Source organism: Asaia sp. HumB (genome assembly GCF_030263835.1).
Classification (GTDB): Bacteria; Pseudomonadota; Alphaproteobacteria; order Acetobacterales; family Acetobacteraceae; genus Asaia; species Asaia bogorensis.
In genome coordinates, this window is record NZ_JARPML010000001.1 from 203,287 (window position 1) to 229,757 (window position 26,471).

At 59.3% G+C, this 26,471-nt stretch carries 40 protein-coding genes and 1 pseudogene; 7 read left to right on the plus strand and 34 right to left on the minus strand.

What is annotated here, in order from left to right:
* Positions 1 to 89 precede the first annotated feature (89 nt).
* From P5689_RS01060 to P5689_RS01140, 17 genes are all read right to left on the minus strand, one after another.
* A complete protein-coding gene (locus P5689_RS01060) occupies positions 90 to 296 on the minus strand; it encodes a hypothetical protein (protein WP_285531767.1) in 207 nt (68 codons plus the stop codon).
* Positions 293 to 526 carry a hypothetical protein gene (locus P5689_RS01065; protein WP_062164714.1) on the minus strand — a complete coding sequence of 78 codons (234 nt, stop codon included), beginning with the start codon at positions 524 to 526 and terminating at the stop codon, positions 293 to 295. Before P5689_RS01065 ends, P5689_RS01060 begins: the two co-directional genes overlap by 4 nt.
* On the minus strand, positions 523 to 813 hold the full coding sequence (locus tag P5689_RS01070; protein WP_285531768.1) for a hypothetical protein: 291 nt from the start codon (positions 811 to 813) through the stop codon (positions 523 to 525). Before P5689_RS01070 ends, P5689_RS01065 begins: the two co-directional genes overlap by 4 nt.
* A gap of 57 nt (positions 814 to 870) precedes the next feature.
* Positions 871 to 1,101: a hypothetical protein gene (locus P5689_RS01075; protein ID WP_285531769.1), complete on the minus strand. Its 231-nt coding sequence runs from the start codon at positions 1,099 to 1,101 to the stop codon at positions 871 to 873.
* A complete protein-coding gene (locus tag P5689_RS01080; RefSeq protein ID WP_285531770.1) occupies positions 1,098 to 1,589 on the minus strand; it encodes a lysozyme in 492 nt (163 codons plus the stop codon). The genes P5689_RS01075 and P5689_RS01080 overlap by 4 nt, the downstream gene beginning before the upstream one ends.
* Positions 1,586 to 1,897 (minus strand): hypothetical protein, encoded by a 312-nt coding sequence (locus P5689_RS01085; RefSeq protein ID WP_285531771.1) that lies wholly within the window; start codon positions 1,895 to 1,897, stop codon positions 1,586 to 1,588. Before P5689_RS01085 ends, P5689_RS01080 begins: the two co-directional genes overlap by 4 nt.
* A gap of 64 nt (positions 1,898 to 1,961) precedes the next feature.
* A complete protein-coding gene (locus tag P5689_RS01090; RefSeq protein WP_285531772.1) occupies positions 1,962 to 3,590 on the minus strand; it encodes a hypothetical protein in 1,629 nt (542 codons plus the stop codon).
* Positions 3,587 to 4,102: a hypothetical protein gene (locus P5689_RS01095; RefSeq protein ID WP_285531773.1), complete on the minus strand. Its 516-nt coding sequence runs from the start codon at positions 4,100 to 4,102 to the stop codon at positions 3,587 to 3,589. The genes P5689_RS01090 and P5689_RS01095 overlap by 4 nt, the downstream gene beginning before the upstream one ends.
* Positions 4,103 to 4,326: 224 nt before the next feature.
* Positions 4,327 to 5,655: a hypothetical protein gene (locus P5689_RS01100; protein WP_285531774.1), complete on the minus strand. Its 1,329-nt coding sequence runs from the start codon at positions 5,653 to 5,655 to the stop codon at positions 4,327 to 4,329.
* A gap of 195 nt (positions 5,656 to 5,850) precedes the next feature.
* Complete coding sequence (locus P5689_RS01105) at positions 5,851 to 6,429, minus strand: DUF2612 domain-containing protein (protein ID WP_285531775.1); 579 nt, start codon at positions 6,427 to 6,429, stop codon at positions 5,851 to 5,853.
* 4 nt (positions 6,430 to 6,433) lie between these two features.
* Positions 6,434 to 7,660, minus strand: coding sequence for a baseplate J/gp47 family protein (locus P5689_RS01110; protein WP_285531776.1), 1,227 nt, complete (start codon positions 7,658 to 7,660; stop codon positions 6,434 to 6,436).
* Positions 7,647 to 8,000: a hypothetical protein gene (locus tag P5689_RS01115; protein ID WP_285531778.1), complete on the minus strand. Its 354-nt coding sequence runs from the start codon at positions 7,998 to 8,000 to the stop codon at positions 7,647 to 7,649. The genes P5689_RS01110 and P5689_RS01115 overlap by 14 nt, the downstream gene beginning before the upstream one ends.
* A gap of 84 nt (positions 8,001 to 8,084) precedes the next feature.
* Positions 8,085 to 8,723: a Gp138 family membrane-puncturing spike protein gene (locus P5689_RS01120; RefSeq protein WP_285531779.1), complete on the minus strand. Its 639-nt coding sequence runs from the start codon at positions 8,721 to 8,723 to the stop codon at positions 8,085 to 8,087.
* A complete protein-coding gene (locus tag P5689_RS01125; RefSeq protein WP_285531780.1) occupies positions 8,720 to 9,754 on the minus strand; it encodes a hypothetical protein in 1,035 nt (344 codons plus the stop codon). The genes P5689_RS01120 and P5689_RS01125 overlap by 4 nt, the downstream gene beginning before the upstream one ends.
* On the minus strand, positions 9,754 to 10,047 hold the full coding sequence (locus P5689_RS01130; protein WP_285531781.1) for a phage baseplate plug protein: 294 nt from the start codon (positions 10,045 to 10,047) through the stop codon (positions 9,754 to 9,756). The genes P5689_RS01125 and P5689_RS01130 overlap by 1 nt, the downstream gene beginning before the upstream one ends.
* Entirely contained in the window at positions 10,047 to 10,802 is a 756-nt protein-coding gene (locus P5689_RS01135) for a hypothetical protein (RefSeq protein ID WP_285531782.1), read from the minus strand. The genes P5689_RS01130 and P5689_RS01135 overlap by 1 nt, the downstream gene beginning before the upstream one ends.
* The gene (locus P5689_RS01140) at positions 10,802 to 12,802 is read right to left on the minus strand and encodes a phage tail tip lysozyme (protein WP_285531784.1); all 2,001 of its coding nucleotides are present in this window, start codon (positions 12,800 to 12,802) and stop codon (positions 10,802 to 10,804) included. The genes P5689_RS01135 and P5689_RS01140 overlap by 1 nt, the downstream gene beginning before the upstream one ends.
* Positions 12,803 to 13,142: 340 nt before the next feature.
* Between P5689_RS01140 and P5689_RS01145 the strand changes: the two genes are divergently transcribed.
* The 3 genes from P5689_RS01145 (at position 13,143) to P5689_RS01155 (ending at position 14,254) form a co-directional block, all read left to right on the plus strand.
* Positions 13,143 to 13,439, plus strand: a complete 297-nt coding sequence (locus P5689_RS01145; RefSeq protein ID WP_285531785.1) for a hypothetical protein — start codon at positions 13,143 to 13,145, stop codon at positions 13,437 to 13,439.
* Between the two features lie 18 nt (positions 13,440 to 13,457).
* A complete protein-coding gene (locus P5689_RS01150) occupies positions 13,458 to 13,991 on the plus strand; it encodes a hypothetical protein (protein WP_285531786.1) in 534 nt (177 codons plus the stop codon).
* Positions 13,992 to 14,113: 122 nt separating this feature from the next.
* Positions 14,114 to 14,254 (plus strand): hypothetical protein, encoded by a 141-nt coding sequence (locus P5689_RS01155; protein ID WP_285531787.1) that lies wholly within the window; start codon positions 14,114 to 14,116, stop codon positions 14,252 to 14,254.
* 146 nt (positions 14,255 to 14,400) lie between these two features.
* Here the strand turns inward: P5689_RS01155 and P5689_RS01160 are convergent, their stop codons facing one another.
* From P5689_RS01160 to P5689_RS01170, 3 genes are read right to left on the minus strand one after another with little or no spacing between them, the layout of a single operon-like run.
* Positions 14,401 to 14,685, minus strand: coding sequence for a hypothetical protein (locus P5689_RS01160; protein ID WP_285531788.1), 285 nt, complete (start codon positions 14,683 to 14,685; stop codon positions 14,401 to 14,403).
* Positions 14,682 to 15,476 carry a KilA-N domain-containing protein gene (locus P5689_RS01165; protein WP_285531790.1) on the minus strand — a complete coding sequence of 265 codons (795 nt, stop codon included), beginning with the start codon at positions 15,474 to 15,476 and terminating at the stop codon, positions 14,682 to 14,684. The genes P5689_RS01160 and P5689_RS01165 overlap by 4 nt, the downstream gene beginning before the upstream one ends.
* The gene (locus tag P5689_RS01170; protein ID WP_285531791.1) at positions 15,473 to 15,814 is read right to left on the minus strand and encodes a hypothetical protein; all 342 of its coding nucleotides are present in this window, start codon (positions 15,812 to 15,814) and stop codon (positions 15,473 to 15,475) included. The genes P5689_RS01165 and P5689_RS01170 overlap by 4 nt, the downstream gene beginning before the upstream one ends.
* Before the next feature lie 296 nt (positions 15,815 to 16,110).
* Here P5689_RS01170 and P5689_RS01175 point away from each other — a divergent pair, with 296 nt between their 5' ends.
* The 4 genes from P5689_RS01175 (at position 16,111) to P5689_RS01190 (ending at position 18,141) form a co-directional block, all read left to right on the plus strand.
* A complete protein-coding gene (locus P5689_RS01175; protein WP_285531792.1) occupies positions 16,111 to 16,500 on the plus strand; it encodes an Arc family DNA-binding protein in 390 nt (129 codons plus the stop codon).
* A gap of 215 nt (positions 16,501 to 16,715) precedes the next feature.
* A complete protein-coding gene (locus P5689_RS01180; RefSeq protein ID WP_285531793.1) occupies positions 16,716 to 17,243 on the plus strand; it encodes a hypothetical protein in 528 nt (175 codons plus the stop codon).
* A gap of 77 nt (positions 17,244 to 17,320) precedes the next feature.
* Positions 17,321 to 17,809 (plus strand): hypothetical protein, encoded by a 489-nt coding sequence (locus P5689_RS01185; protein ID WP_285531794.1) that lies wholly within the window; start codon positions 17,321 to 17,323, stop codon positions 17,807 to 17,809.
* A 41-nt stretch (positions 17,810 to 17,850) separates the two neighbouring features.
* Positions 17,851 to 18,141 carry a hypothetical protein gene (locus P5689_RS01190; protein WP_127100917.1) on the plus strand — a complete coding sequence of 97 codons (291 nt, stop codon included), beginning with the start codon at positions 17,851 to 17,853 and terminating at the stop codon, positions 18,139 to 18,141.
* Positions 18,142 to 18,171: 30 nt separating this feature from the next.
* Here P5689_RS01190 and P5689_RS01195 read toward each other — a convergent pair whose 3' ends face one another.
* From P5689_RS01195 to P5689_RS01260, 14 genes and pseudogenes are all read right to left on the minus strand, one after another.
* Entirely contained in the window at positions 18,172 to 18,303 is a 132-nt protein-coding gene (locus tag P5689_RS01195; RefSeq protein WP_255424149.1) for a hypothetical protein, read from the minus strand.
* Positions 18,304 to 18,323: 20 nt separating this feature from the next.
* Complete coding sequence (locus tag P5689_RS01200; protein WP_285531796.1) at positions 18,324 to 18,773, minus strand: phage tail assembly chaperone; 450 nt, start codon at positions 18,771 to 18,773, stop codon at positions 18,324 to 18,326.
* Positions 18,773 to 19,204 (minus strand): phage tail fiber protein, encoded by a 432-nt coding sequence (locus P5689_RS01205; protein ID WP_285531797.1) that lies wholly within the window; start codon positions 19,202 to 19,204, stop codon positions 18,773 to 18,775. Before P5689_RS01205 ends, P5689_RS01200 begins: the two co-directional genes overlap by 1 nt.
* The gene (locus P5689_RS01210) at positions 19,204 to 20,355 is read right to left on the minus strand and encodes a DUF3383 family protein (protein ID WP_285531798.1); all 1,152 of its coding nucleotides are present in this window, start codon (positions 20,353 to 20,355) and stop codon (positions 19,204 to 19,206) included. The genes P5689_RS01205 and P5689_RS01210 overlap by 1 nt, the downstream gene beginning before the upstream one ends.
* Positions 20,356 to 20,361: 6 nt before the next feature.
* Complete coding sequence (locus P5689_RS01215; protein WP_285531799.1) at positions 20,362 to 20,937, minus strand: LIC_12616 family protein; 576 nt, start codon at positions 20,935 to 20,937, stop codon at positions 20,362 to 20,364.
* Positions 20,886 to 21,275 carry a hypothetical protein gene (locus P5689_RS01220; RefSeq protein ID WP_285531800.1) on the minus strand — a complete coding sequence of 130 codons (390 nt, stop codon included), beginning with the start codon at positions 21,273 to 21,275 and terminating at the stop codon, positions 20,886 to 20,888. The genes P5689_RS01215 and P5689_RS01220 overlap by 52 nt, the downstream gene beginning before the upstream one ends.
* Positions 21,268 to 21,771, minus strand: a complete 504-nt coding sequence (locus P5689_RS01225; RefSeq protein WP_285531801.1) for a hypothetical protein — start codon at positions 21,769 to 21,771, stop codon at positions 21,268 to 21,270. Before P5689_RS01225 ends, P5689_RS01220 begins: the two co-directional genes overlap by 8 nt.
* Complete coding sequence (locus P5689_RS01230) at positions 21,771 to 22,214, minus strand: DUF4054 domain-containing protein (RefSeq protein WP_285531803.1); 444 nt, start codon at positions 22,212 to 22,214, stop codon at positions 21,771 to 21,773. Before P5689_RS01230 ends, P5689_RS01225 begins: the two co-directional genes overlap by 1 nt.
* Positions 22,211 to 22,636 (minus strand): hypothetical protein, encoded by a 426-nt coding sequence (locus tag P5689_RS01235; RefSeq protein WP_285531804.1) that lies wholly within the window; start codon positions 22,634 to 22,636, stop codon positions 22,211 to 22,213. Before P5689_RS01235 ends, P5689_RS01230 begins: the two co-directional genes overlap by 4 nt.
* Positions 22,637 to 22,638: 2 nt before the next feature.
* Entirely contained in the window at positions 22,639 to 23,682 is a 1,044-nt protein-coding gene (locus tag P5689_RS01240) for a hypothetical protein (protein ID WP_285531805.1), read from the minus strand.
* A complete protein-coding gene (locus P5689_RS01245) occupies positions 23,682 to 24,194 on the minus strand; it encodes a hypothetical protein (protein WP_285531806.1) in 513 nt (170 codons plus the stop codon). The genes P5689_RS01240 and P5689_RS01245 overlap by 1 nt, the downstream gene beginning before the upstream one ends.
* 12 nt (positions 24,195 to 24,206) lie before the next feature.
* Positions 24,207 to 25,370, minus strand: coding sequence for a DUF2213 domain-containing protein (locus P5689_RS01250; protein WP_285531548.1), 1,164 nt, complete (start codon positions 25,368 to 25,370; stop codon positions 24,207 to 24,209).
* Entirely contained in the window at positions 25,370 to 26,179 is an 810-nt protein-coding gene (locus P5689_RS01255; RefSeq protein ID WP_285531807.1) for a phage minor head protein, read from the minus strand. The genes P5689_RS01250 and P5689_RS01255 overlap by 1 nt, the downstream gene beginning before the upstream one ends.
* 19 nt (positions 26,180 to 26,198) lie before the next feature.
* Positions 26,199 to 26,471, minus strand: a pseudogene (locus P5689_RS01260) (hypothetical protein); the annotation flags it as partial.

Genomic DNA, 26,471 nt, shown 5'->3' on the forward strand with positions numbered 1-26,471 from the left:
TTTTTCTCCTATCAAACTGGTTTCGGCGGCTGCGCCATTATTTTCCAGAAGATTGCCAACGCACAAAAACCGTAACGGTGGGGTGACGATTACTTGTTGCATGCCCGCACCTGGTCCCGCAGCCCGATATAGTCGCCAATCCACCGCACCGTTTCCGGCTTCGGACTCGCCTTGACCTCAGCAGCAAGCGCCGCTTGGTCGGCCTTGGAATAGGTCACAAGGGTAGGGCAGGGCACGTACTGCACAGACGAGCAGGCGGAGAGCCCGATTAGCGCCCCGAGAGCGAGCCATCTCATGCCGTGCCGTCCCCGAGCCGCTGCAGCACGGCATCTTCCGTCGCAGGCTTGTCGGCCTGAGCCTGAGCCATTGATTGCGCCTTGAGCGTCGTCGCATCGGCAGAGGTCTTTGCTGCCTCAGACGTGCTGACAGACGCCGCGTTCTTCCCCGCCCGGTTGGCGTACCAGATCAGGGCGCCGAGAGCTGCGACGATGAACGCCACGGCCCCGGCAATGAGGTCAGCCGTCACGCGGCCTGCGCGACAGTGCTGCTCGTGCCCTTGAAGGTGGCAACGAGCGTCTTGATGTCGGTATCGAGCTTGTCGGCATCGTCCTCGATCGCGCTGATTGCGTCGAGAATGGCCGACAGATCCTTGTTCGAGCTCTCAAGCGACGGGATGATCAAATCACCGACTTCGCCAATGATGGCTGCGGCCGCCGTCAGCTTAGCCGTGGTGGCGGTGCTGACAGAACTGCCAGCCGCATCGGTGATCAGCTTGATGAGCTTGGTGACGAGCGTGTTTGCGCTGGTGGTCATGGTCTTTTCCTTCTGGATGATGAGGACTGATCCCGGCCCGATTGCCGGTGTCGTCAGTCAGGGCTTGGCGTCGTCGGCGTTGATGGCGTGCTTGCCGTTCATCGCGACGGTGTTGACGAGCAGGTAAAGGGGGAGCCACTTCGAGCCCTCAGCCGGGCGCGGCCAGAAGCGGGCGATCACGGCGGCCAAGGAGATCAGAAATGTCCCGATCAGCGTAATGTCGGCGCTGATCTGCGCGGGCAGGAAGGGAAAGACGGTCTGATAGATCGTCTGCCAGTCGAAGTTCATGCGGATGCTCCGGTTGTGGGGATACCGCGCCCGAGGAATACGCCGCTTTCGATCTTGCGGCGGCGCTGAAGCCCCGGCAGGACGACAAGCTGTCCGTTCACCGTGGCCTTATCCCAGACGAGGAATTGCTGTGCGGCCGAGTTGTAGAGGCGCTGGTTCAGGCGTCGCACGAGGGTCGAGCCCTTGGCCGCGTTGGTGCCGACATTGAACTGCCAGGAGAGCAGGGCGCCCTCCTGGTAATCCGTCAGCGGGACGGTCACGAACGAGCGGAGCTTCTCCTGCAGGGTCATGACTGTGTTCCGCAGCAGGTCGAGGGCCTGCGCCTGGGTGATGGGCTTCGTCGTCGCCGTGACAGGCGTGCCGTCACCGAGGAAGCGATTGCCGTAACCGATGGTCCAGTAATTGGCTGGGCAGAGATAAGGCTTGAGGCTCAGCCCCTCGAAGTCGTCACGCGAGATCAGCGCGATAGCGATGTCGATGCCGGTCATTGCACCCACCCTGCCAGATGCGTGGTGACATAGCCGAAGGCGGCTCCGGTCACGATCAGCGCCCAGCTTGCCCAGCCCCGAAGGCTACCGATCTTGTGCAGGTCGGTACGAACCGCGCCAATCGCCTGTAGCGTTGCTTTCTCACGAGCCTCAGCACTGGCCTTGTTCTCGCCGTGCATCTGCATCAGCTTGTCAGAGAGAGAGCGATGTTCGAGACGGATCTCGACAATCGCCCCCTCGACCGCGCTTAGGCGGCGCCCGTGATCGGCCAGGGTATCGATAGGAACGACATCAGATACGGCGCTCATGTCGCCTCCAATAAAAAAGCCGCCCGGTGAGGGGCGGCTTGAGAAGATGGAACAGGCGGGGCACTCATTGGCCCCGCTCGACTGTCGCGAGGGTGGGCGCTTTCGCTTCAATGACTGCCGAAGCATATTGGCCGGGCAGGGTGTAAGGCCCCGCCTGAGCCTGCGTGCCGTAACTGCCCAGCGTCAGGCCCGATGCAGGCGCAATGGTAACAGCCCCGGTGCCGAGTTGAGTTACTGTGATACGGCATCCAACGAGCGTGTAATTTGCCACCGTGACCGTGACTGCCGAGCTTGAGTTCACAGCGACGGTCTGCCCGCACTGCGCCGTGTTGCTCAGGGTTGTGTTCGCAGTGACCGTAGTGACAGGGTGGGCGTATTGCTGGCTCTGCCAGCTACCATCCATGCGAAACTCGAAAATATTGGCACCGGCGTTTACATCCTGCATGGCGATGCGCTGCGGGCTGGCTTCCCAGTTCAGGTTGAACTGGTTCGTTCCAACTGCATAAGCGTGCAGGATATTCTTCTGCCCTGCCACGCCGGGCGAGACCTGGGCATTCAGTGCCCCTGTGCCGGAGTAGGCATTGAGGCTGGTCACGCCCGAAACGTTAGACAGGATCGCGCCGGATACATCGAGCGGAGCGCCAGGCAGCGGGTTAAGCACGCCGAGGCGACCATTCACCCGGTCAATCGAGAAAAACGGGGCATTCGTGAAGTTGCCCCATTTGGCATCACCGAAACGGTAATAGTCAGCGTTCCCCATCGGCGTATAGACGAGGAAGTCGTGCTGAGACCCTTCAGCATTGCCAAACCGGAAGTATGTGCCCGTCGAAGTGCTGGCAGACGACGCGAGCGCTGCGTTGCTCAGCGTCATCGTCTGCGTACCCGCGCCGGAAACGATGGTCGTGCCAGCGGGAAACAGGCCATATTCAGCCGGGGTATCGAGGATCTGTCCGGCTGCCCCAGGGAAGTTGCAGCCGCCCATGCAGGTAATGGACGTACTGCCTTTCGTCACGAGACCGTAGGCAGTGTTCAGTCCATACGGTACGAGTTCTGTGCCCGTTGTCTGCCAAATGAAAGGGACAGGCTGCCGGTTGAACATGCCGTCATAGGTAAACCGGCTGATCTCGAAATAATCATATCCGACATCGGGGCCGTATTGCAGCTTTGGCCCCCAACCTACCGCCCCGTGCTCGAAATTGCCCCCGTAGGCCATGTCGGGCCCGTCGAAGGCCAGTGCGGCAAAGCCGTTCGCATTCGTCGTCTTGAGGGCGAGCGCGTTATTCAGCCCTGTGCTGTTCTCGATTGTGAACTCACCCTTGTTGGCATCATACCAGAGGCTTGTGGCCATGCCCGGTTGCTGCGGATCGCTGACGATAAAGCCGCCTTTCGTTGGATCCCCCGACGCGGTGAGGCTGCCAGCAAGCGACCCGCCGGTGAAAGGCAAATAGATCGAGGCAGCGCTTGCGATCGGCAGGTAGTCCGCCAGCGCGCTCTGCATCTGGGCGGGAGTGACTGCCGACGAGATCCCGGCCTGCAGGGTGGCAAAGGTAACGACGCCTGACCCGTCCGCATTGCGCGCCGTACCTAGCGGGGTATCCATTGGCAGGCCGTTTGGTGGCACGAATTGCCTACCTGAAGATTGACCAAAGGCGAGAGACGGCAGGAAAGCAATTAAAGCCGCAAGACGCTTCATGGCGGAGTTCCTGCATAGGTCGGGATATTGGCATTGTTCCACCAGCCCCCGGCAGCCGGCGCCGAGGTCGGCAGAGACGCCAGCCATGCCGACATGGTGGCATCGTTCACGCTGTTGATATCGACGCCGGGTGCCGTGGGTGGCGAGGCCGGAACGAGAGCAGGGGAAGCACTGACCGTAATCGCAACGACCACCTGATAGGTCGCGCCCGAACTGCCAAGCACGCAAACCGTGACGGCTAGCGTTCCAGCCTGCGCCCATGAGATCCAGGCCGTGCAGATCGTGTCGGTCAGCGAGGTCCATGCTTGCGTCCCGGCACCGCCAGTATCGAAGGCCAAGGCCTTGATCGTCTCGCCCGGCGAGAGAAGCCCCGAGAAATCGACGCTGTAATCAGCGCCGCCGTTGATGTTGCTGTCAGGCCATGCAAGGAGAGGTTGCAGGGCCATGCCGCGCAGGTTCGCAGTCGTGCACCCGCCAGGGCGCACGATCCGCGCTGATGGGCGCCAGGTCATGGGTGGTTATCCTGCTGTGCCGGATGTGGAAGTGGGTGCCTTATAGGTGCTTCCAATAGGGTAGGCCGACGCGTCATCCTCTACCCAATACTGGCCGGTCGGCAGTATCAGGTTGCCCTGGCCATCCCAGACGATGCGATTCACAACCTCCCCGGAGGCGTCGATAATCGCGTAGTTGTGCGTTGGGTACGCAGTGCTGCCGGTTGCTGGTGCTACATCAGTCATCAGATAGCCTCATAACATTCGATGATCGCGGCGCCGTTGCCGCCCGTGCCGCCTGTCTGTCCGGCAGATGTCCCGCTGGTTGCTCGCGACCCACATGCGCCACTTCCGCCACCGCCTGGGCCACCTTGTATGCCATCTTGACCGTTGCCTACCGCATAGCCGCCGACGCCCATCGGGGAGCTTGCGCCTGCGCCGGAAAGGGCGAAGAAGTTTCCTCCGTTTTGGGGGTTAACGACATTACCTGGAGACCCGCACTGGCCCGGTACGGCTGCCACAAAAAATAGGATGCCATTGGGGAAGTTTGGACTGGCGCTGAAAGGAGAAGGGGGACTGATTGTAGAGTACCCGCCTGTATTGACGTTGGGAGCTCCGTATCCGCCCGGACATATGACCGCGTTGCCAATCGAGCTTTGGCCGCCATTGGCGTTGGCTGACCCGCCGCTTCCGATGATGACCTGCACTGCCGTATTGGTTGCGCCCGAGAAAAGCTGGCTGTAGGTCAGCCATACCTCTGCGTAGCTCCCCGCTGTGCCGCCAGCACCAGCCGAGCAGGCATAGGCATCCTGCGGAACCGCCGAGGCTCCGCCGCCTGCACCACCCACCATGCGAACGCGGAACACCAGTGTGGAGTCATTGCGAGGCGGGGTGTAGGTTCCAGTCGAGGAGAAGGTGTTTACCGCCCGTAAGCGCCCGGAATTCAGCCGGGTGGCAAATTCAGTCGTAGCGAAAGACGTGTCGCTCACCCCGAAAGCCTTAGTCGTTCCAGTCGGGTTCTGCGTAAAGGAGACCGGCCCTGCTACGCTCTGCTGGCTCGCGTCATCAGTTTCCAGGTAGTTCCCGGCAGGTTGATAGTCCCCAGCAGGCTGATAGTTCCCAGCAGGCTGTACGATATGCCAGTTGCCTTCCTCATCAAGAAAAGAAGGCGCGCCGCTCTTGTCCAAGGTCGCAGCGTAGATGCCCTTGCAGACGACTACCTGGTACCAGGTGCCTTCGCCGTCGCGGAACGTTGGACCCTTTGTAGAGCCGTCAATCGCTGCCTCGGTGATGCCGCCGTTGATGCCGCCATTCGCACTTCCCGCATTCGCCACGAGGCCTGCGAACAGATTGACCCAAGAAGCGCCATCAGCACCGGGCGTGGTCAGGTTGTTGTCGGCAGTGGAGACCCAGAAGAGGCCGGCGGTGGTGGGGTCGGCTACGACGCAGCCTTGGGGATAGCCGCCAACGGATTGGGCAAAAGACGCAGAGAAGGGCGGAAACACGCCGCTTTCGTAGTTCTGAGCTGCTGTTGCAAGCATCCGGAGCGCGCCGTTCATGTCCTCTCCGAACATGAATGACCCTCCGGCTTCAGGCGGAACGAACGTCGCCGGAGGGAAGCCTAGGGTAAGGGAAGCCCTTCCTAGATCTGAGGAAGATCCGGGGATGGGATATTGAAGGTGTGCGCTATCGGCCCCGGCCCCCCATACAGTAGGGAACTGCGGCGAGAAGTCAGTCTTTTTCATGATTTTCCTGCCCGGCTGCTGCCGTCATTCCTCGAAGGAGTAGGAGACGTTCACGCCCGAAGGCTGGGGCAGAACCCCGGAACGATAGATGATCGACAACTGCACCGGCGTCGGCACGAAGTCGAAGCGATAGGTCATCGTCATGTTCTGATTGTCGATGACGTAACAGCGGCCAGAATCACCGAAGAGCGTCATGAGAATATTGTTCAGCGACGTGATCGAACAGTCGGTGATATTTGCGGCTGCTTTGGCGAAGATCAGCTTGCGATAGGCATCATCAGTAAGTGCGACGTTCGTAGTCGTCGGCTGCCCGTTGTACCAGATGCCAGCATTGAATTCTCGGATCGCCGTTGATGTGCCATTCGCGGCCGCTTCATCAAAGCCAATATATCCGCTCTCTGTGACCTGCAGTACTCGCCCGACACCGACGATGCGGCCCCACACGTCCAAGCCCCAGCCTGTCGCAGTCGAGGGGTTCCAGACCTGATCATACCAGAGGTTGAAGAACGCCTCCGGATCGACCGCCTCAGCAAAGGATTGAATGATCGTGCAGAGACGGGGCGAATTGGAATACTGCGAGAGGATGGTGTCATAGATATCCATCGCATCACACCAGCGTCAGAGAGATGTTCCCGGCTGCCATGGTCGGCACCTGAGCCATGGTCATCGTGACCAGGTTCTGATCGGCCGGGGCCGAGGTGCCGATTTGTAGCGTTACCAGCCGCGCCCAAGTTCCGAGGGACATGATCGCGCAACCAAACTGGCTGGCATAGATCGTACTGGCGATTGTCGGACGCAGGCCGGAACTGCCCCCAGAAGCAAACTGCGCCAGAACAGCGTTCTGGATCTGGGTCAGGGCATCGGAAGGCACATCAATACCGTTCTTGATGGTCACGGCCAGATAAACTGGCGTTGCCTGTGCCACTGCATAGTTGATCGTGTAGGTTGGGCCGTTGCCATTATAGACGGCTGCCGGATCCTGAACCTGCACGCTCGTTCCGCCCGCCGTGCCGCAGCCAGGGCTTTTCTTCTGCATGATCGCAAGGCCAATGTCAGCAGGCGCGCCACCTGCTACGCAGCAATATACGCTGTTGGCCGGCACGTTCACGCCGTTATAAGTGACCGCCGCTGTTGTCCCGTTACTGTATGCATAGGCATCCGTGACGCTGCTCAGCTTGAGAACTTGCCCAAGGATCGAGGCGGTTTGGCTGGTCGAGTTGGCAGAAACCGAGTTGTTCCGCCGCTCTTCGAACGCGATCCGGCCTTCTGCGTCAGAGCCAAGAATGCCGGGTGAGGCGTTGGATACTGACGACACGCCAGCCGTGTATTGGTAGAGCGAGAGAGAGTTGGCAGAGCAGGCGAGGGGGCCTGTCTCGGTGTTCGTCACTGTGGCCGATGCTGTGCCGCCAGCCGGGATCGTCACGTCAGCCGTAAGGGCGTATTGATAGACGCCATCAGTCGCGATGACGCTGCCCGACGAAACAACCTGCCCAGCCGTACCCACGATCGATACAGCAACGGTCGTGGCCGTCGCAGGAACGCGGGTCATGAAGTAGATGTTGCCGATTGCGTCCTGCATCCGGCCAGAGGCAATCTTAGGATCAACGCCGTTCGCAACTGCCAGAATGGCGTCGTAGCAATTGCCAATCGCCGCTGCTTCTGACGTGGCAATCTGGCCCTGAGGCGTGGAAAGATCCTGATTGACGTTCCCGCCCATAGCGGCGCTGATATCCGTCAGCGCACCCGTCAAAACGTCCAGTTCATCAGGCGCAACCACGCCTGCGCTCGTGATCGTGAGCGCCGGAATCGAGGTGGTGCCGCTAGAACTGGACATCGAGCGTTTCGCCTGTCGTCAGGGTGATTTGCATGATACCGGAAAGGCTCCGATCTTCGCCCAGTCTGGACACGACGCACGAAGCGTCCTGAACCAGCGGAACGGTACGGGCCGCAGCTTCAGCGAGGCGCTGGAAAATCGGGACGGACTGCGACTTGCCGAGGATTTGAGCCTGATACGGTAAGCCTTTTGACGTGTCGTAGTAGCACTCGCCCTGGAACACGCGGATGGCGTTGGACACGTCCTGGAGCACCGAATAGGGCTCGGAGCAGATCGCGATATTGCCCGACCGATCAAGCACGAGATCCCATTCCGTGCGATCAAGCAGGAGGGATTGCATCGCTGATTTCCTTGGGACTGGCCGGATTATCGGCAGACTATCGGTTTATGGCACGCTGTTTGGTCAAAGTACAGCGAAACAGGGTCACTGTGGCTTGCCGGTTGAGCCGCTGCCCGTCTGCACGCCCGTATGCGTGTGATTGTCGAGAGAGATTCCGTTGCCGGTCACGTCTCCGGTGGCCGTGATAGGCCCGTCAACCTTGAGACCGCAGGCGATCTCAGCGGCGTTCGCTTCGATGCGAACAGTGCCCGGTGAGACGATGCGGATGCCATCACCATTCATGATGATGAACTGATTGGGCGCACCATTCAGAAACCCGCCCACATAGACGCAATCGCTCATGGAGTGCATCCGGAACGAGCCCGGCGCCGAAGGCTGGCGGGACGTGATGACATTCTGGATATCGCGGCCGGAAACCATGACGAAGCCGATATCTCCCACCATCGGGTCGATGATCAGCGCCGAGGTGCCGCCCTGCACGCGCAGGTAGGGAACGCCGGTTATGACGCCATGGGGGTACGTCTTGCCCTGTCCGTCCTGCATGTGGACCATGGGCTGCACGTCCACCTGACCTACCAGCGACACGCCGCCGCCGTGGACGGCTTTGACCTGGACGAGGATGGGGATGCCAAGATCGGAGATATGTCTCTCAATCGCCGCATCGATCGCGCCCGCATCCGTATTGTGGGCGAAGATGGAAGAGAGCGTCATCGGATTTGTCATGATGTTGGGGCCTTTACTGCGCCAAACTTGTCGGCTCGCACTGCTTCAACGCGCGTGAACCAACGACCATTGGGTATTTCAGCATCAAGTTCATGGGCTACGAGGGAGGGTATCCAAGTCCCATTCACGGGAATAGGAGCCACCTGGCCCGACTGATTGTTGACCCAAGCCTCAGGCAGATAAGAGCTATCCACCTCGATCGGCGCCATGAATTGCAGGCGTCGATCAAACAGCGTTGTGAAATAGATGCCGGATGAGTTGTATGAAGGATATCCGATCAGGCCGGTGCGGGCGCTGATCTTAGGAATGACTGCCGCCTGTATGTCCTGAAGGTTCCGGGACCAAACCGTGACCTGGTATCTCGGAGCGGTGTCCGATGCGGTCGCTTCGCCATTCCTGATCGTGTGGATAAATTTGAAGGCTTTATAAAGCTGTCCAATCTGTTGATCGAGCGTGCCGTGTAGGTACTGATCAGCAGGTAAACGCGCATTAAGCCCGTAGTTTACGAAGGTGTATCCGGACTGTGCGGCCAGGTTGGAGATAATCTCTGCGATCGAGGTTCCAGCCTTGTAGGTCTGCGCCGGGACGATCGCGACATTCGGGCCTTGTACACTTTGCGAGTAGACCTGAAACGCGGGCTCAGGGATGGAACTGAAGTCGGCAAATGCCTCGGAAATGATGCCGTAATAGATCGTGGCCAGTCCGGTTTCATCGTCTCCGGCCTCAACGCGAACGGTGTTGTAAGTCGTACGGATCGCATCGAGGTAAACGGGATCGATCGGGTAGGCCAGCATCGAAAGCCGGTTCATGATAGGAAGGCTAACCCCATAGATGCGCAGATTGCAGGACTGCCCAACGCGGAGGCCTGCGCTAAGCACCTCAATCTGGCAACGGTATCCCTCAAGCGTTACCTCGTCGCTTGTGGAGCCATTACCCAGACCGCGACTGGCGACCGTGAAAGTCACCCGGATCTTCTTTTGCGTGAAACTACGAGGTAGGCGCGCAGCACGCGCCGTTGCGGTGTCTGACATCACGCCCCCGAATAGAACAGGAACCATCGGGTCCCGAAGCCTGAGTAATCAGGATCGTCGGAACCTTGCAGGTCGATGAAAGCGAAATCGCCGGGAAGGCCAAGATAGGCCGCCCTGACGATGTAGGTACCGGTCAAAGCGAGGGCACCAGAGACGACTTGCGTCTCATTTTGCCACACGTTGAAGTAGATCCCGGTGCGGCGCTGCTGCACATCGAGCCTGATATTTTGCCCGCTGAGAACGACATTGAGCGTCTGGCTTGGCGTTGCGGCCAGAGGTATGATTCCAGCCATCAGCCTGATATCCCGCTCATGAGCCCCACGAGATCGGGTGCGCCGCTCGGAAGCTTCTGAATTTGCACCTGGCCTGCCTGAACAGGGTCAGACGCTGAAACCGTTCGCGCCTGCGTGTTCCTGTAGCCCTGCGTGGCGGTGGTACGCACCTCCTGAAGCTCGATCTCAACCACCGGCATCGTGACTCCATCACGTTCAGTGCGCCGGAAACGGTATCCGACGATATTCGCGTTGGTGTAGCTGCGCTCTGGCATATGGATGTCATACAGATTGGTATCTGCAACGATCTGTTCGAGCGTGTCGAAAAAGCTTTTGCGAACCTGTAGCGGCGTTGCCCCGGTGATCGATCCCAGGATCTGCTTGAAGCCAGCCGTGAGGCCGTTTTCAAAGCCACCCGTTATCGTGCTGCCGCTTTCGTTCCCATCGCAAACCATCAAGATCCGGCTGAGATAGGGGAATTTCGCCTTGTTGTATGAGGTGAAATTACCGTCCTCAGTCGGCGCCGTTGAGATTTGGTAGCGCATCTCATATTCGACGCCGAGAACGTGAGCCGCCGTAAGAACGGCTTCGTTGCTCCTGAATATGCCCCAATCCTTGAAAGCGTTCGCAATCTGGATATTCGCGACCTCTTGGCCAAGCAGATTGGAAATTGAGGCGGTGACGCCATTTCCGATCGATTGCCCAAGCAGGGCAGGGACGCCCACCATAACCGGCACGTCCCACACGTCCGGGAGGGGGATTGTTGGAAACGCCATCACTGTAATCCCGACATATTGTTGGATGATAGCTGCTTGCGAAGCTGGGGCACTGCATCGCGAGCCATGCCCTGAGCGTCCGTTGCATTGGTGTGGATCACCACATCCCCGTTAAATGAGGCGTTGTGGTTCGTTGTCGTGGTGTTCGAAACAGAGCCAGGACTTGAACCTGCGGTCACTGACGCGGCCATTCTTGACACGTCGCCCGTCCCGATCGACTGCACCGCCTGCACCTGTTGATCACGCCAAGCCTTGATCGCGTCAGCCTGCGGACTGACACTCTGCGGCTGGTCGCGGCGCTGGAGGAGCATCGCTATATCTTCGCGGTCGAGGCCCACGGCGGGCTTTTGGCCGCGCAGATGAGCATCCACACTTTCAGCCAAGCGTTTGATTGCGCTGCCCTGCTCGGCCTTCGATGCGTCATAGCGGATAACAGTCGTGTCGTTCCGGCTGTTGTCCGCAATCGGAAGCGGGGTGTCCTGACTTGATATCGCCGGAGCTTCCGGGATTGAGTCACGCGCCTTCAAGGCAAGCGCCAAACGCCATTCGTCCTCTTTGCCATCTGCATTGAGAGGGCGCTCAAAGTGCTCACGAAACGCTTTGACTGCGCGATCGACGGAGATGTTCGGGTCACGAAGCGCGGCGTCGGCCTGTTTGGCGCCGGCATCGCCGCCTGATTTCAGTTCAAGAAGAAGTGCCCTGACCTGATCCTCATAACCGGCTGTCCGCACGTCGATGCCGAACCGCTTCTGAATGTCGTCGGCGCGCTCTTTGTGCCATTGCGCAATACCGAACGCGGAGGGATTGCCTGCCCAGTCCCGATCACCGGTGGCGCCAGGGTTTAGGGCGCTTTCCTGCTCGAGATTTCCCACCACGCCAAGAGCCGCATTGCGGGAATACCCTGCCCGGATCAGGCTCTGATATAGGAAGCTTTGATGCTCCTGCTTGTGAGTGGAGGCGTCGTATGTCTGGTTTGCCCGTCTTCGGCTGTCGTTGATATCCGAGTTGAGACTCAGCCCTTCACCGACCGTAAGTGCCGTGACGCCAAGCAGCCTCGATGCGTAACGCCCTCCGGCAGTCAGCGCCGCCTCTGTCTTAGGCACCACCCCGGCGCGCAGTGCTTTTATTTCATCGATTGCAGCCTTGAGAGCTTTTTTGTCACCGCCGAACAGCTTCTTGAGGATGCTTAGGCCCGTCATCCCGACGAGGATGCTGCCGAGCCCGTTGAGAGACTTGCTCAACTCGTCAACTGCGAAAGCAATCCCAGCGATCACCTTGGCAGGCTCAGGGTGTTCCTGCTCCCACTTGGTGAATTGGTCGATTACCTTCTGAAGCTCAGGTGAAAGCTGCCCGGCAAGAGAGGTCGCAAGGGCGTCGTTTTCGCGCTTGAGATTGGCGAGCGATTGATTAAGGGCGGTAAGGTTTTTGATATCCTCATCTGAGGGCGCGCTCAGACTGTTTTGTTTGGCCTGAAACTTGGAAAATTCATCCTCGCTCATCAGCCCAAGGTTTTGCATTCCCGCGCCGATATTAACTTGGTTCATCAAGGCAATCGCCTTGGCATTTGAGAGATGCTGGGCGTGAATGCCACGGTTCAGAAGGGCGGCGAGATTGGGGTTGATATTGCCCTTTTTATCCAGAAAATCAGTCACCCCAAGCTGCGAGAAGGCGTTGGTTACTTCAGCCCACTGCTTAGGGTCTGTCAGTCTCTGCTGGAGCGATCCGAACGTCTGCGCCACTTCTCCAAAGCTGCCCCCTGCCGCCTTTGCCGCCGCCTCAAGCCGGTAAAGCTGCGATGGGTCCATGTTCAGATTGCGGGCCATGTAGCCAAGTTGCGCATTGGCCTGCGCAGTATCGGTCACGAAAGCCTTCAGGCTCTTCCCGCCCGTGAACACGGCGAACATAGCCAGCGCCTCGCGCCGAACGCCGGAGAAGAACGACGCGGCCTTGACCCCATCGCGCTCCATGCCCGACCCGGTGGCCTGAGCCTGCTTCTCCACCTCGCGCAACTGCTCGACCGATTTGCGCGCCTCGCCGGAGAATCCCTTCGTGTCCATGCCAAGCTGGATGACGAGGCGATCAATTATGGACATTTTCAGGGCTCCAAAACGAAAAAAGCCCCCAGGGCGAACCATGGGGGCGTCAGTCTGGCATCAGACCAGATCACAGTAGGGAGTTTGGTCAAGCGGAGCAAGGAGAAGGGCGGGGTTGACGCGAATCGCCGTCCAATGATGAAGATCAAGGGATTTCTCGGGATAAATCTCATTTTTTGAGGCATGACCGCGCTCAGGACTTGACGTAGCGTCAAGAATTTACAATCTTCTGCATACTGGAAGCGAGTTGGTAGATCCGGCCAATGAACTCAAGGCCCTTCTGATGGAGGGAGCCAGAATCGTATGGGACGAGCCTCATGCCAGAAAAAGATCTGCAGAACGAGACGTGCCACCGTTTCTAGCCGAAAGAATAGTCAAGAAGGCCGAGTCAGTTTGCCTCGGCTATCCAAATACACGCACGGGCGAACAGCGCTGGCAGGTTGAGGGCTCGGATGAGGATGATTGCCTCATTCGCGTCATCGTCGAACTGCGCCGGCGATCAGGTGTTGAATACCTGCGCGTCGTGACTGTGATCAAGATTTAGCTACTGAGGTCAAGAGCCATGTTCAGAGCCATTGAGCGGTACGTAGACGATACCCTTGGGCTTTCTCATCCTGTTACCATTTTGGATGGTGTCGAAGAAGAAATCGATGAAGCGACGGGAGAGCGTGTAGGTATTTCGATACGCGACTATGAATCCTTGGTTGCGTCGGTTGCTGTCGTTCGTGCCCTTTGCCCGCTTGAGCTTTCGGGGCGGGATGTTCGCTTCATTCGCAGAGTTCTGGGGATGAGCGCGTCAGCGTTTGCGGAGGCGCTTACGATGGATCCGTCGACGCTTTCCCGCTGGGAGGGTGACAAACAGACCGTGGGTGCTTGGGCGGATAAACAAGTGCGGTTGATTGCCGTTACGGCTCTCGAGGATCATGTGCCGGAGGGTTTTTCTGGCAAGACGATCATCAAGATGCGCCCGATCAAGAAAGGGGAACGCGAGGTTGAGCTCAATATCGTGATGCAACATCGCTCCGGCCTGGAAGTCGCTCCTCAGGGTGTCAGCAAGGATTGGTGCGCGGATGAGCCGCAACTACTTGCGGCCTAACACGAGTGGTCCAGTTGCTTGGTGTTTTTTGGTGAGGGGGCTTCGGCCCCCTTTCTTATGCGCGTCTAACGCAACCCTCACGCGTCAATCGACTTGAGTCATCTCACCTCTGGAAAACGACGATGACAAACAAGCCGAACCCAGCCAAGCCGGGGAGCGACGAGCCGTTTGAGCCGTATCCCGACACGAGCCCGCAGCAGGACGACGCGCCTGAGCACCCCGATCATCCCGATCATCCCGAGGACGGAGGAAAGCCCGCATGACCTCGAAACCGACACCGACATACGATCCCAGCCATCCGGCACCTGAGCCCAAGCCGGGCGAGAACGCGCCGCTTCCGGATGCGCCCGAGAATCCGACGAACTAAGGGCGTGGCCTGCACCTCCGTTATGGAGGTGCAGATACCCGGTTACGCGAGGGCAGGGCGCTGTCTGGCGCTGATCGTCCTTTCCACATTCTGAAGCCGGGTCAGAACTTCTGTCTCTTCCCGGATCTCCAACACGTCAAGATCGCGCCATGCCTGCATAATCGCCTGAGCGCCAAGCTTGAGCCTTTCACGCTGAGCCTCGAGATCGCGATTGTCTCCCTGCGTTATGGCGAGACCAGCATGAAGCGCCGATCCGATGTTCCTGCCTACCTCTTCCGCGCTCATGCGCTGCGGACAGGTTTGCCCAAATACCGCCAGCGCGCTCATGACGCTGCCTCCTTCGGGCGGGAGAAAGGGCGTAGGAAATCCACCACCTTGGGATACCAGCGCCAGGCCTGCGTCGTCCCGTCTGTGTGTGCCTTGCTCAGATCCTCCAAGCGGGCATATGACAGGCCATTGTCAGTAGGTGCCCATGAGATGCGGTTTTTCGCGTCCCGGCTATCCACCTGAAGCCCCGCCTGTTTCAGTAGTTGGTTTGCCTCGCGCGGCCCGATGCCGAGGCGCTGCCCGATCTGCGTGGGGGTAAGGGTCTCAACCTGTTGAGGCGCGATCTGAGCCGTCCAGCCAAATGTTTTAGCGAGGTCAACGCCGGTTTCGTCTTCGACCTTCGCCAGCGCCTTAATCCGCGCTTGCTGAAGGTCCATGCCCATACGCCTATTGAAGGTGATTGACGTTCCGAGGAGCGCGACAGCCGAACGAAGCTGGGCGTTGCGGGACAGCGAGACTTTGGGAGTGTTGCCCATCATCAGGGCATCAAAGGCCTGAATGACCTTCAAATTAAAGGACGGGCTGATCCACATCGCGTAGGCGTAAACCAGTTCCTTGGCAACGTAGGTGCCGTTGTTTTTGCCATCATTGATGATGTTGGTGGGGCCTACCGGAAAGTCGGTATGCCCTTCCATTTCGGCAACCAGCTTCTTTGCACCTTCGGTTGCGAGATAATACGAAGGACCATCCTTCTTCGCGCCACCGGCTGCCCTATGACAATCGTTAAGGCAGTAGCGCCCTTCGATATCTCGGCGGATCTTTGTCTCGAGGATTGTGAGAGCGTCGGTCATGCTACGCCTCCTTCGCTGCGCAAGGCAGGAAAGAGAGCCTTCAGCCTTTCGCGAGCGGGACCCCCATAGAAAATCTCGTGCGCGTCCCGAGAGTCATCGTCGAGCACTTCGAGCATATCTCCAGCGATTTGGAGCATCTCATCTCGTGACGGCGGGTTCTGTACGCGACGCATATCGATCACGCTATCCCACATCAGGCCAATCACTGTGCATTGGTCAGATGCGAGCTTCTCCAGATCTTCACGGGAAAGCGCCTTGATCGCTTCTCTGAAATCGATCTCAACGGTGTTGAAAATCGTTTTTGCGCCATCAGGCGTGTTTGTGCTATCTGCGGTCATCGCAGTGTCCTTTCTGGGTCATTGTTCAGAGGCATCGGGGAGGTCGCCAAACTCACCCCCGATGCCTTTTTTTTGCCTGACGATCTCTCGCTCTATGAGCAAATTGATTGTCGAATTGATCGATCGCCGCTCGTTTGCGGCTAGACGGGATAGCCAATCCTTGCTTCGGATTGGGACCCTGATTTTAATCTGGGGCCATTCACGGGACACATAATCCTCCTTGTGACGGTGTGCCGGAACAATGTCACACCACCAGTGGTGTATTGTCAAACCATTTTTTCTGCTATGGCACTCAAATGGCCCGTGAAGATTCTCAATTCCGCATCAGACTACCAGCAGAGCTTAAAGATGCCCTTGAGGAGGCCGCTGCCGCCTCAGGATCGTCATTCAATGCGGAGCTTACCGATCGGCTATCGCGCAGCTTTTGGCCTAGATCTGAGACAGACCCGGACCGCGCGACTGAGATTTTGGATAAGAAAATTCGATATCTTCAGCAAGATTATGAGAATGCACAATTCGCAATAGATGCAATCATTGCTGCCATACCAAAAATCGCAGCTCAAGACTTTGTAGGTGCGGAGATTAGAAGCCTTCTGATAGGAAGGCTGGCAGATCTCGAAAATGAAAAGAAAGAGATCGATAAGAAACTAAATCTTCTGGATTTTCGCCGCTCACGAGGCATGTAATCAAAGGCTGACTTTGTCCGCTAGGGCTCAAGGTATCCATGCAAACGAAGAAGCTATTGGGATGGACTGTGTTGATTGGCCTGGGAGGATTTTGGTTAGCAGACCACTGGCCGAAATCTGATCGAAGCCTCCATACCCGAGAAAGCCCGAGCTTGCCCCCAGCCCTAATTCGAGGGAACTCTGCTGTCCAGCCGCGCCAAGTCGATGAAGAAGTATTGGCCGCTAACCGCCAAGCGCTAGAAGACACCGAGTTCCTCAGCCAGCAGCGGGATGTTCTGAAAAGAAATCCCCCCATCAGGGGAGAGTTTTCAGGGAAGTGGGGCATCGTTAGCGGAGCCCTCAACGTGCCAGAGTTGCATCTTCGAGTGGATAACGTTCAAGAGTTCACAATATTCACATTGCCTAGGGACGAGGCGAAGGCATCAATGATGTTCTTGGTCTCGGGAGAGATAATCCCGTGCGGAGCTGGCAAGATAGCCGTTCAGTTCAGAAACGGCGATATCTTCGCTCTACATAACAAGAATCATTACTGCCCTCAAGGATATGCCCTCTACACCTCTGACGAGGCGCAGGCCCGCCGCATAGCTAAGGCATTGAATGCAAACGGCGCCCCTCCGGCCTTAGTATCATATGGAACGGCTGCTTTTTATCTGGATGGCGCTGTTGAGCCTGAGGACATGAGCTTATTGTTACACGCGATGAACACCTGCGCCCCTGACGAGCGCTGTGGCGCTGCGAAGTAGCATCACCTCTGTCCTAGGCGCGCAGACGGTCGCCCCGACCTTCGTGGTGGTGAAGTATCTGAATTGAGGAGGCGGTTATGGTTGATTGGATGGATAGAGATCTGCAAAGAAAACTTCTGGTGGCGATGTCAGGGGCCTACCCCGATGCCACGCAGATCAATCTTCAAGACTATCCCACACACGATGCTCGGGCTCTCTCCAAAAATATAAAGTATCTGTGCGACAGCGGCTTATGTCACGTCCATGCAGCCGAGACACTTCGCTATATGCAAGTCGAGGATACTTGGCCCGTTATCACCAACAAAGGCCTCGACTTTCTCCAAGATGACGGCGGCCTGAGCGCGATCCTCAACGTCGTCACTGTGAGGTTCGAAGCCGACACGCTGCGGGCACTCATTGCCGCCAAGATCGACGCAAGCTCCGAACCTGAAGAAAAGAAGGCCGAAGCGAAGAAGCGTCTGTTGGGTCTGAAAGAAGAAGGGCTGAAGGCCGCTGTGGGTAAGGTTGTTGAGTTCGGCCTCGGCAATATCCCTACCGCCGCGTCGTGGTTTCTCTCCATCACCTGAATCCGTTGACGGGACTCGATCCGGTGCGCTGAGGTCGGGGGATGAGCGACGAAACTGAGAAGAAGCTGCAAGACATCTACGACCGGGCCGCATCTGGGCAACCGGTCATAGCGTTCGATTTCGACCAGACAATGCAGGTCGCCTTTACCCCCGAAGGAGGAGTAGTGCTCGATTGCCCTTGCGGGGCTCTTGGTGGCACTGACCTTGCAACAGTGGTTCGGGTTTCTCTAACGCCGGCAGCAGCAGGAAAGCTTGCGGTCGATCTTCAGAAAGCGGCGCAAAGTCTGGACATAGACTGGCAAGCTCTTGCCAAAACGCGGCGCTTGGATTGACGCCGATCTGACGTTTCTCAGATTGCATCTTCACCCTCCGTTATAATCCCGCACCATCCCAATCTCCATGAGGTCAAGCATGTCCTCGGTGTCGTAGATGGTGCTGAGTTCGTGCAGCGTGGCAAGGCCCGACCCGACCACGTAAGCGATCGGGCGGGACACGTTCACGCAGCGGGCTGGGGTTAGTCGCTTGCCGCCTGGGGCACCAGCATTTGCACGAGCGGGGAAATGAGGTACGCGGCGGCTTTGAAAAAACCCAGATGCATCCGGAACGCCTCCGCTTGCAGGCGAGGCAGCGTCTCGGGATCTTCCAGATCGGCGTCAATGATCTGACCACGCGATGCCGGGTTTGCCGGGTCGCGCTGGATCTTGACCGTTGCCATGAGGGCATCAAGCGCCTTGTCGGCGGCCTCGTCCTCAAGCTGGCCGAACATGGCCTGAGCCATGCCCCCGAGCCCTGACAGCCCGACTTCCATTGCATCCGCAGGGAGGGCCATGCCCGCCCTCGTCAGCGCCTTGACCAGATGCCGCGCCCATTTGTCGGCCTGCATGGCGGGCATGCGAGTGATCACGAACACCTTGCCCGCGTCCTCGCCGTCAGGGATCGTGTAGGTCGTTTCTCGCAGTGCCATCAGATGCCAACGGGATAGACCCGCTCCCAACGAATGGTGAACTGACGCTCTTCGAGCAGGCGACCGGCGCTCGGCAGGGGGGAGGCCGAAACGAGGTATCCGGTCACGAGCGTGTATTTTCGCCTCAGACCCGGAAGCGTGATCTCGCCGCCGAGGCTGTAGAGGGTGCGCGCACCAGCCTGAGACGTCGAGATGCCCTCGAACATGATGCAGCTATCGGAATTCGGCTGGAGGCCCAGCGTCATTTCAACCGGGTTCGGCACCCAGCCAGCATTGAGCCTGCCGTCGATCGACATTCGGGTTTCGGCCTGCTCAATCGCGGCAGCCTCCCACGCACGATCTGCCGACCAGTTTTCGAGGCGTACCGGTGCATTGAACAGCGTCTGCACCGTGAGCATGAAGATGGCGTCAGCCGAAGTGATAAAGGACATCAGATGACCTCACGGGACAGAAGGGTGATCATTTGGACGGACTGGCCGTCCGCATAGGCGAACTTGGACGCCGGAATGGTGCGGGCTGCACGGTTGGCAGACGTGGCCGTGGATGCGCCGGGCTGCTCGTAATAGCCCTGGTTCACCACTGAGTCCGCGGCACTATCCACGCCGAAGAAGCGATTGATGGCGAGCTTCTGGCTGTCGCTGATCGCAACGCCGGTCTGAATCGCGCCGTAGCTGAGAGCCTGACTGATCACCGACTTGCGCCCGGCCGAGATAATCGCATCGCCCTGCGTATTGAACGGCACGTTGCCGAAATTCGTCAGGGTCGAGGCGTCGGCATACTGCAGAAGCGCATTGATCCAGATCTGGTTGATGTAGCTGTCCGCCCAGAGGAAGGGACCGGAGACGCTGCCGTTATAGACCCAGTTGAAAGAGCCTGCGCGCCCGCTGAACTGGCCGTACCAGTTGTAGCCGTTGGCCAGCAGGGTGGCCGCCGTCGCCGCGCTGTAGGTGGCGGGTGTGACCTGGCCGTTTGAGGTAAAGGCGAGGTTCTGGCGACCGTTCACCTGATCGAAGTTCAGGGCAGCCATCCAGCCCAGAAAAGCGCCCGCCGCAGCCGGGTCCATGTAAACGGGAGAAGTGCCGGTGAGGTCCTGCGCGACCAGCCACGCGCCAAAACTCGCCGTGCTGCCCTGCGTCGATGCAGCCGTGTCAGTATCCCAAGGGACGTACCAGTATTTCGCATTCTGGGCCCCTGTCCATGTAGCGAATGCCTGCTTCGTCGCAAGGTCTGGCTCGTAAGCGGTCGTAAACCCCGTCCAGGGGAGAGACGTGATAGCGTCGGACGACATGAACGATGCCGGAGTCGAGTCCGGGCCATATCCTGCGAAGTAGAGGGTGGCAGGAAATTGTAACGCATTATCGTATCCCACGAAATACGCTTCAGCGATTTTGTATTCATTCGAACTCGTGCCGAATGTTACGCCGACGCTTGCAAGGTCATAAAATACCTTCGTAGTTCCGTTAGGGACTGCGGCTATGTCGGCAGTGATTACGAGGCCATTGAGGAAATCGAGGGTGCCGTTCGCCGGGATTGTGCCCGGCACGACCGACACGACGAGGGAGATAGGTGTTCCGACCGCCACGGGCGTTCACTCCTTGGGTGAGGGGAAAGAAGCATCGACCTCGCGGAGATCGACGGTGATGGATTGGGCAAAGTCCTGAGGGGTCGAGACGGTGAAATTGACCTGGAATTTCAGGTCCGCCGTCCAGTTGTCCTCGTATTGCTTGTCGCTGTTGATGAAGCCGGTCTGACGCGGCTCAGAGGCGTAGAGAGGGGCCATGACGCCGCCTGTGGCGTTGCGCAGCCAGTCAGCCGCATACATGTCCCGCCAGAGGGCCACGACACGCTGTACGGCCTCGCCAGATACCGAACCGAAAGCCGATATCTGGACCGTGCACTCCATCGGCTCGACCACTTTACGCGTTGTGCTGGTGTAGCGTGATGCGTTGGTAGCGATGCGCCGGCGAAAGAGCGGCGTGAAAACGATGAACGGGCCGGTCGGGGCTGCCACCCGGTTAAGCTGGCCCTGCATCACCTCCACACCATTCGGCACGACCGTCAGGAGCCAGGACCGGAGAGCGGTGTTTATCTCGCGATCGGTCGGGGAGAGCGTCACATGGGACAGGGGGCCGCTGTCTGCCGGGTCACAATCACTTTGGACCATTCGCCGAAACCCCATTCCTCGACCGGCTGCGTTACGAGCCAGTCAGAGCCGTAGAAATTGAGAAGATCGCCGCCAACTTGCAGCGGGCGGGAAAGCCCCTTGAGGCCGCCCCGGATATAGACGGCGCGCATGTCAGCCTGCTGGTTGATGCTGGCCACATGCTCGAGATCACCCGCCGAGACGGCCTGAATGTCGGCCTCAACGGTAAGGGTGAAGGTCTTTAGCTTGGGCGAACCGTCAGGCTGGATCTCGTACCCGTCAGAGCACTTCACCGTGACGGTGGTTGCCGGGTTGACGATCCCCAGCGCGCCAGAGGCGATGCCGAACACGTCAATCATCGGATACCTCGTGGCTGACTGAGCCAAGCATGAGCCCCGTGTCCACGAGCGGCTTGCTTGCAGTCTCCATGTTCACCGACTTGAGTGTGCCTGTGCGTTTGGAGGACGCCAGACGGGCTTCAAGCGTTCTCTCCGAGATCGGCGCGAAGCTGCCTTCTCTGATGCTGGTCCTGATCTGGTCATCGATTATTTCGCCCACGAAATCCAAGGATCGATGCACGTCATAATCTGTCGCTTTGAGCGAGGTCGCGAGAGCCTTACCCCAGCCGTCTTGGTGATCGTTGATCGTTTGCCGCATGAAAGGACGAGGGGGTGAGGTCGAGGTTCCAAACTCGTTCCATTGCGCAACCTGCGCGACTGGGGTTTTGGCGGCGTCTGAGTATGTCCGACCGTCGATGAACCCCGCCTCGACAGTACCGCCACGCGCCACCTTCTTCGCGAGGTCGTCCAACGCCTTGCGCAGCTTGTCGCCGCCCCTGAGTACCTGCTTTGCCATCAGGGCCAGATCCTTGCGCGTGCGGAGCGTCCGGGGATGAACCGCATTTGTCGGAGATAGATCGTCGCCTGCCAGAACATGAGGCGATATTGCGTCTGGGCGAACCATGACTGATTGGCCGCTGTCGAACCGGCATCGAACGAGACTGAGACGCTGCCACGAGTGGCCGAGGCCAGCCGTCCGACGCTATCGGCCCCACGCCCACCCTGAGACTGGGGCAGGAACAGGAACGCGATATGCGCGGTTAGCAGGTAGAGCAGACGCGTTCGCTTGGTCACGTCCGGCTCGGGGCTGTAGGCGCTATTGTCGAGAATGGCGGTTGCCATATCGAACCGGGCCTGAGCAGCTGCCTCTGTGACCGAGGACGCCAATTCAGGATAGGCCGCTGACCACGCCGCATAGTCGAACGTGACAACGCCCGGTTGCGGCGTGGTGTCGGTCATCGGGTCGCGGTCTCCGCTTCCATACCCTTGCGCTGCAGATCCTCAGGGCTGACGCCCTCGAACCCGGTCTTTTCGGTCGCAAACTCGCGGGCCTTCGCATCGGCTGCACGCTCGGTCACTTCCGCAAAGACGCAATGGTTCTTCACAAGGTCGCTGTCCTTGTGCTGGGCGAGCCACTTATCCCAAAAGGATTTCTCGACCTGCGTGCGCCCGACACGACCCAGCAGGACATTGTCCTTGGGATGGTAGTCCGGCGCACGGTTGGCGCCGTTGACGGTGACGCTCTGGACGTAGCCGACCGGGCTGCGGTCGGGCTTGTCATCGGCGCTGAGTTTGGCACGCCGCTCCACATCACCATCAGGAGCAATGCGGAGTTCCAGGCCATGGGGAAGGCGGCAGAGAACAGTGACGGTATCAGCCATGATCAGATCCCCACCATCTGTGCAACAGCCATGGGACGCTTCCAGATCGTGCCCCATCCGCCACGGCTCATCTTCTGGCGTGCATTGGTCGAATACTGCTCGATACGGTGCATCGTCAGCTTCTCGGTGAAGGCGGTCGAGACCGTTTCAACCCCGTCGATCTCGGGCGCGAACATCTGCATGACATTGGCGCTGGTGTAGCCGCCCGACATGGTGACACCCGCTTCCGGCAAGAACACGATCTCCATGTTCGGCCAGGACTTCTTCAGCATGTCCTCAAGGGTGATGCCGAAGCTGTTCGTGTAGGTCATGACTGCCGACAGTTCGGACGGCACGACGACCTTGAGGCGCGTCTGATTGTTGATGTTGCCCATCAGCGCCTTGTTGAGCGCAGTGAACAACGTCACGAAATCGACGTAGATGGCGTTAGGATCGCTGGTGCTGGTCCATGCCGTGTTGCTGCCGCTCTTCTGCGATGCGGTGATAGCCGCAGGCAGGGCCGGGTCATTCAACGCACCGTAGTTCTCCAGGCCGGAGACGCCGAACAGGTTGATGAGGTTCTGCTGCTTGGCGAGAACCGATACGCCCGCCGTGCGCTGCTCAGCCACCCACGGGATGCTTGCCGTTCCCATCATCTCCGACTCAAGGTCGCCGTACTTGGCCCAGGTCTGGAAGTGGAAGGACTGACGCGACACCCAATTGGCGTTCGCGCTGCTGTCGCCGCCCTGCTCGTAGTCACCATAGGCCACGGCGTAACCCGAGGACTCGATGACCGGGAACATGACGGTCTTGTTGGTCCGGTCGCCCTTCTTTTCCGAACCGTAAATCTCTTCGGATTTGGTCGGAGTGATGAGCTGGCGGATAAGCTGCGGATCGACGGTCGTGTTCAGGATCGCCGGGATGCCGCTGTTCGGGGCGGTTACGGCACCGAACACGGGAGCAGCGTCGAGCGCCACGCCCTTCTCGTCGGTGTAGTGCGTGACGCCGCGAAGGTTGATGCCCCAATCCATCGCAAGGCGAGGGGCCTCAGCGCGAAACGATGCCATTATTCGTTGCTCCCGGAGATCGGCGCAACGGCGCCGGAGATGATGATGGTTGCGCCAGCAGCGCCGCCCTGCGTGACGACGAAGCCTGTGGCGACGGTGCCGCTCGGAACCGTGCCAGCCGCGCCCGTCTGAAGGCTGCCGTCAGTGGTCGAGGCATAGACGGCCTGACCTGCTGTGGCTGCGGTGGAGGCAACGGCGAAGTAATCGCCACCCGACATGAGCTGCACGTTGAAGCCGCTCGGCAGGAGCATGGTGCTCTCGGCCAGATAGGCTGTGATGAGAGCCTGCTGATCGCGCAGAACGAAGCCCGTGGGAGCTTCGGAGCCGACCGGCTTGTTCAGCACGGTCACACCGTCAGCCTGCACCCATCCGAACGCGCCGACCGCTACGCCAGCCGAACCAGCGCGGAAACCGAGCGAGCCGGGAATGGCCGAGCGTCGGGGATTGGCCGAGGCGATCCCGCCAGGGAAGCCGACCGCCCAGTTGTAATTGATCTTGTTGGGGAAACCCATCGGTCAGGCTCCTTATGCCTTGATGCGAGCAGACTTGCCCGCGATCGGGGAATCAGTGGCAACGGCGCTGTCGGCGGCGATGCGGCGAGGGGATGCCTGACGCTGCGTGACGACACGCCAGATCGCGGCCAGACCAGAGGCATCGGAAACGCCGTCAAAGGCCACGCCCTGATCGGCGAGCGCATAGCGATAGACTGAAGCGGCGCTGTCCATGCCATGCACGTCGCCAACGACCGGGCGAACGGCATCGAGAGCCACGCGCAGGGCTGCGGCCTTCTGTTCCTGCTTGGCCACGGCGCGGGCGGCTTCGTCACGAGCCATGCGGCGGGCGTCGGCAAGCGAGATCATCCGAGGGGCAGCATCGGCGGCCTTGCGGTCGTCCTTGTCGTCCTCTTCCTCGTCCATGGCATCGTCGTCGTCATCGTCCGTGTCGTCAGAGTCTTCGGCCTTGCGGTCCTTGTCCTCTTCTTCCTCGTCCTCGGCTTCCTTGCGGTCGTCCTCTTCCTCGTCCATGCACTTCTTCACATCCTCTTCCGAGGCATCGAGTGCGAGGCGACCGGCCTTCAGAGCGGCTGAAACCTTCGCCGCCGGTGACATGGGCTTGTGTCCAGCCATGCTCTTTCTCTCCAATGTTGGGGATGCGCTGTCGCCAATGATGGCGGTGTCAACGCGGGGTTTCTCGACCAGGGCGAGATGGTTGAAGCGGATGTTGACCATCTTTAGGCTGTATTCCTGCCCGTTGATGGTCCCGCTCTCAGGGACGATATCGTAGGCATATCCAGCGGATACGCTGCGCTTCGAGCCGTCCTGAATTCGTGCGATTGCGTCACCGTCCCAGATCGACAGTTCGCCGATCAGGTCGGGGGCATTGAATGAGACGTTGTTGACTGCGCCCACCGTGATTTCGCGGGGGTGAGCGTCGGCACTGATCGGCTGGTGGATCTCGATCAGTGGCTTGCCGTTCATGCTCGCTGCGGCATCACGCAGGGCATCGGCATCGCGATAGACCTGATACAGCACGTCAGGCTTGAGCCCGAGGCGTTCGGCGTCCTTGATCTCGCTGCCCCAGTAGGGCGAGACTACAGCCGCACTGAGGATGCACCGCTCGACGTGTAGATGGCCGTCATCATCGACCCGTCGAACGGATCGGTCGAAGGCCATGACCTGCTTTGTCATCAGTCATCAAATCCTGGGATGATCGGCTTGGAGACACACCGGCAATTCGGCTCGGAGCCGGGGAAAATCCACTGCCCGTCAATGTAGGCGCCCTTGTCGAGCCGGTAGCGCAGCTTGTCGCGACCGGCCTTGTCGTGGCTCTCTCGCGGATGCTTTCCGCCGTGTGAGTGCTGCCAGATAGCCTCTGTAATCCCGAGACCCATCTGCCGGGTGCGGGTCATGGCCTCGCCAACCTTGCGGTTCTGGTCGCGGGCGATGAAGGCTGCGCGTCGATGCGTGATGCCGTATCGCTGCTTCAGATCCGCCGTCAGGGTGCCGAGATCACCGCCAGCCAGAGCCGATCGCATCACAGCACCACCAACCTGGGCGAGGTACTGCTCTGGGATCGACTTGATCAGCAGAACATTTTCAGCCGCAGAAAGGGCCGCCTGACGGCGCATGTCGGCTGTCGGCTTGAACTTGATCGCAAACCCGTTGCGTTGCAGGTCCAGGCTCAGTTGCCGGTCAGCGTGGCTCTGAGCCTGCTTCACGAAGCGACGGGCCAGTTCGTCGGCGACCTCGTTAAACCGGGTCCGCCACCGCGCTGTGAGCTTGTTCATGATGCCCTGAAGCACCGAGGCAGGAGAGGCGTCCTGCGCCACCTGCGGCACAATCTTGCGGTAGTTCGCCTTGACCCAGTAATCGACGCTCGCCGCCATTTCCTCGACCAGATCAGTCAGGGCCTTGCGATAAGCGGCTTCCACTCCGGCGTTCGGGCGCTGCGGGGCGAGTGTTCGCCCTTTCGCGCTGTCGCACCGGAGTTTCGTCACTCTTCGCCCTCCGCCTTGCTCAGCAGACCCGACATGCTGCCGTCATCCAGATCGTCTTCAGGCTTTTCTGGGCAGGGCCGGTCAGGTTCACGTTGCGATAGATGCTGGTGTCGTCCGTCGCCTCGCGTTCGCGGGCCTCGTCAGGCGATATCTTGCCCGAGACGATGTTCACGGCGTCGGTGTCGGACTTAAGCTTCTCGACCTCGGCAGCCTGCTTTTCGTCCATCTGCCAGAGGTGAACAAACTCGTAATCAATGTCCGGGTCGATATCGCCCCAGAGATGGATCTGAAC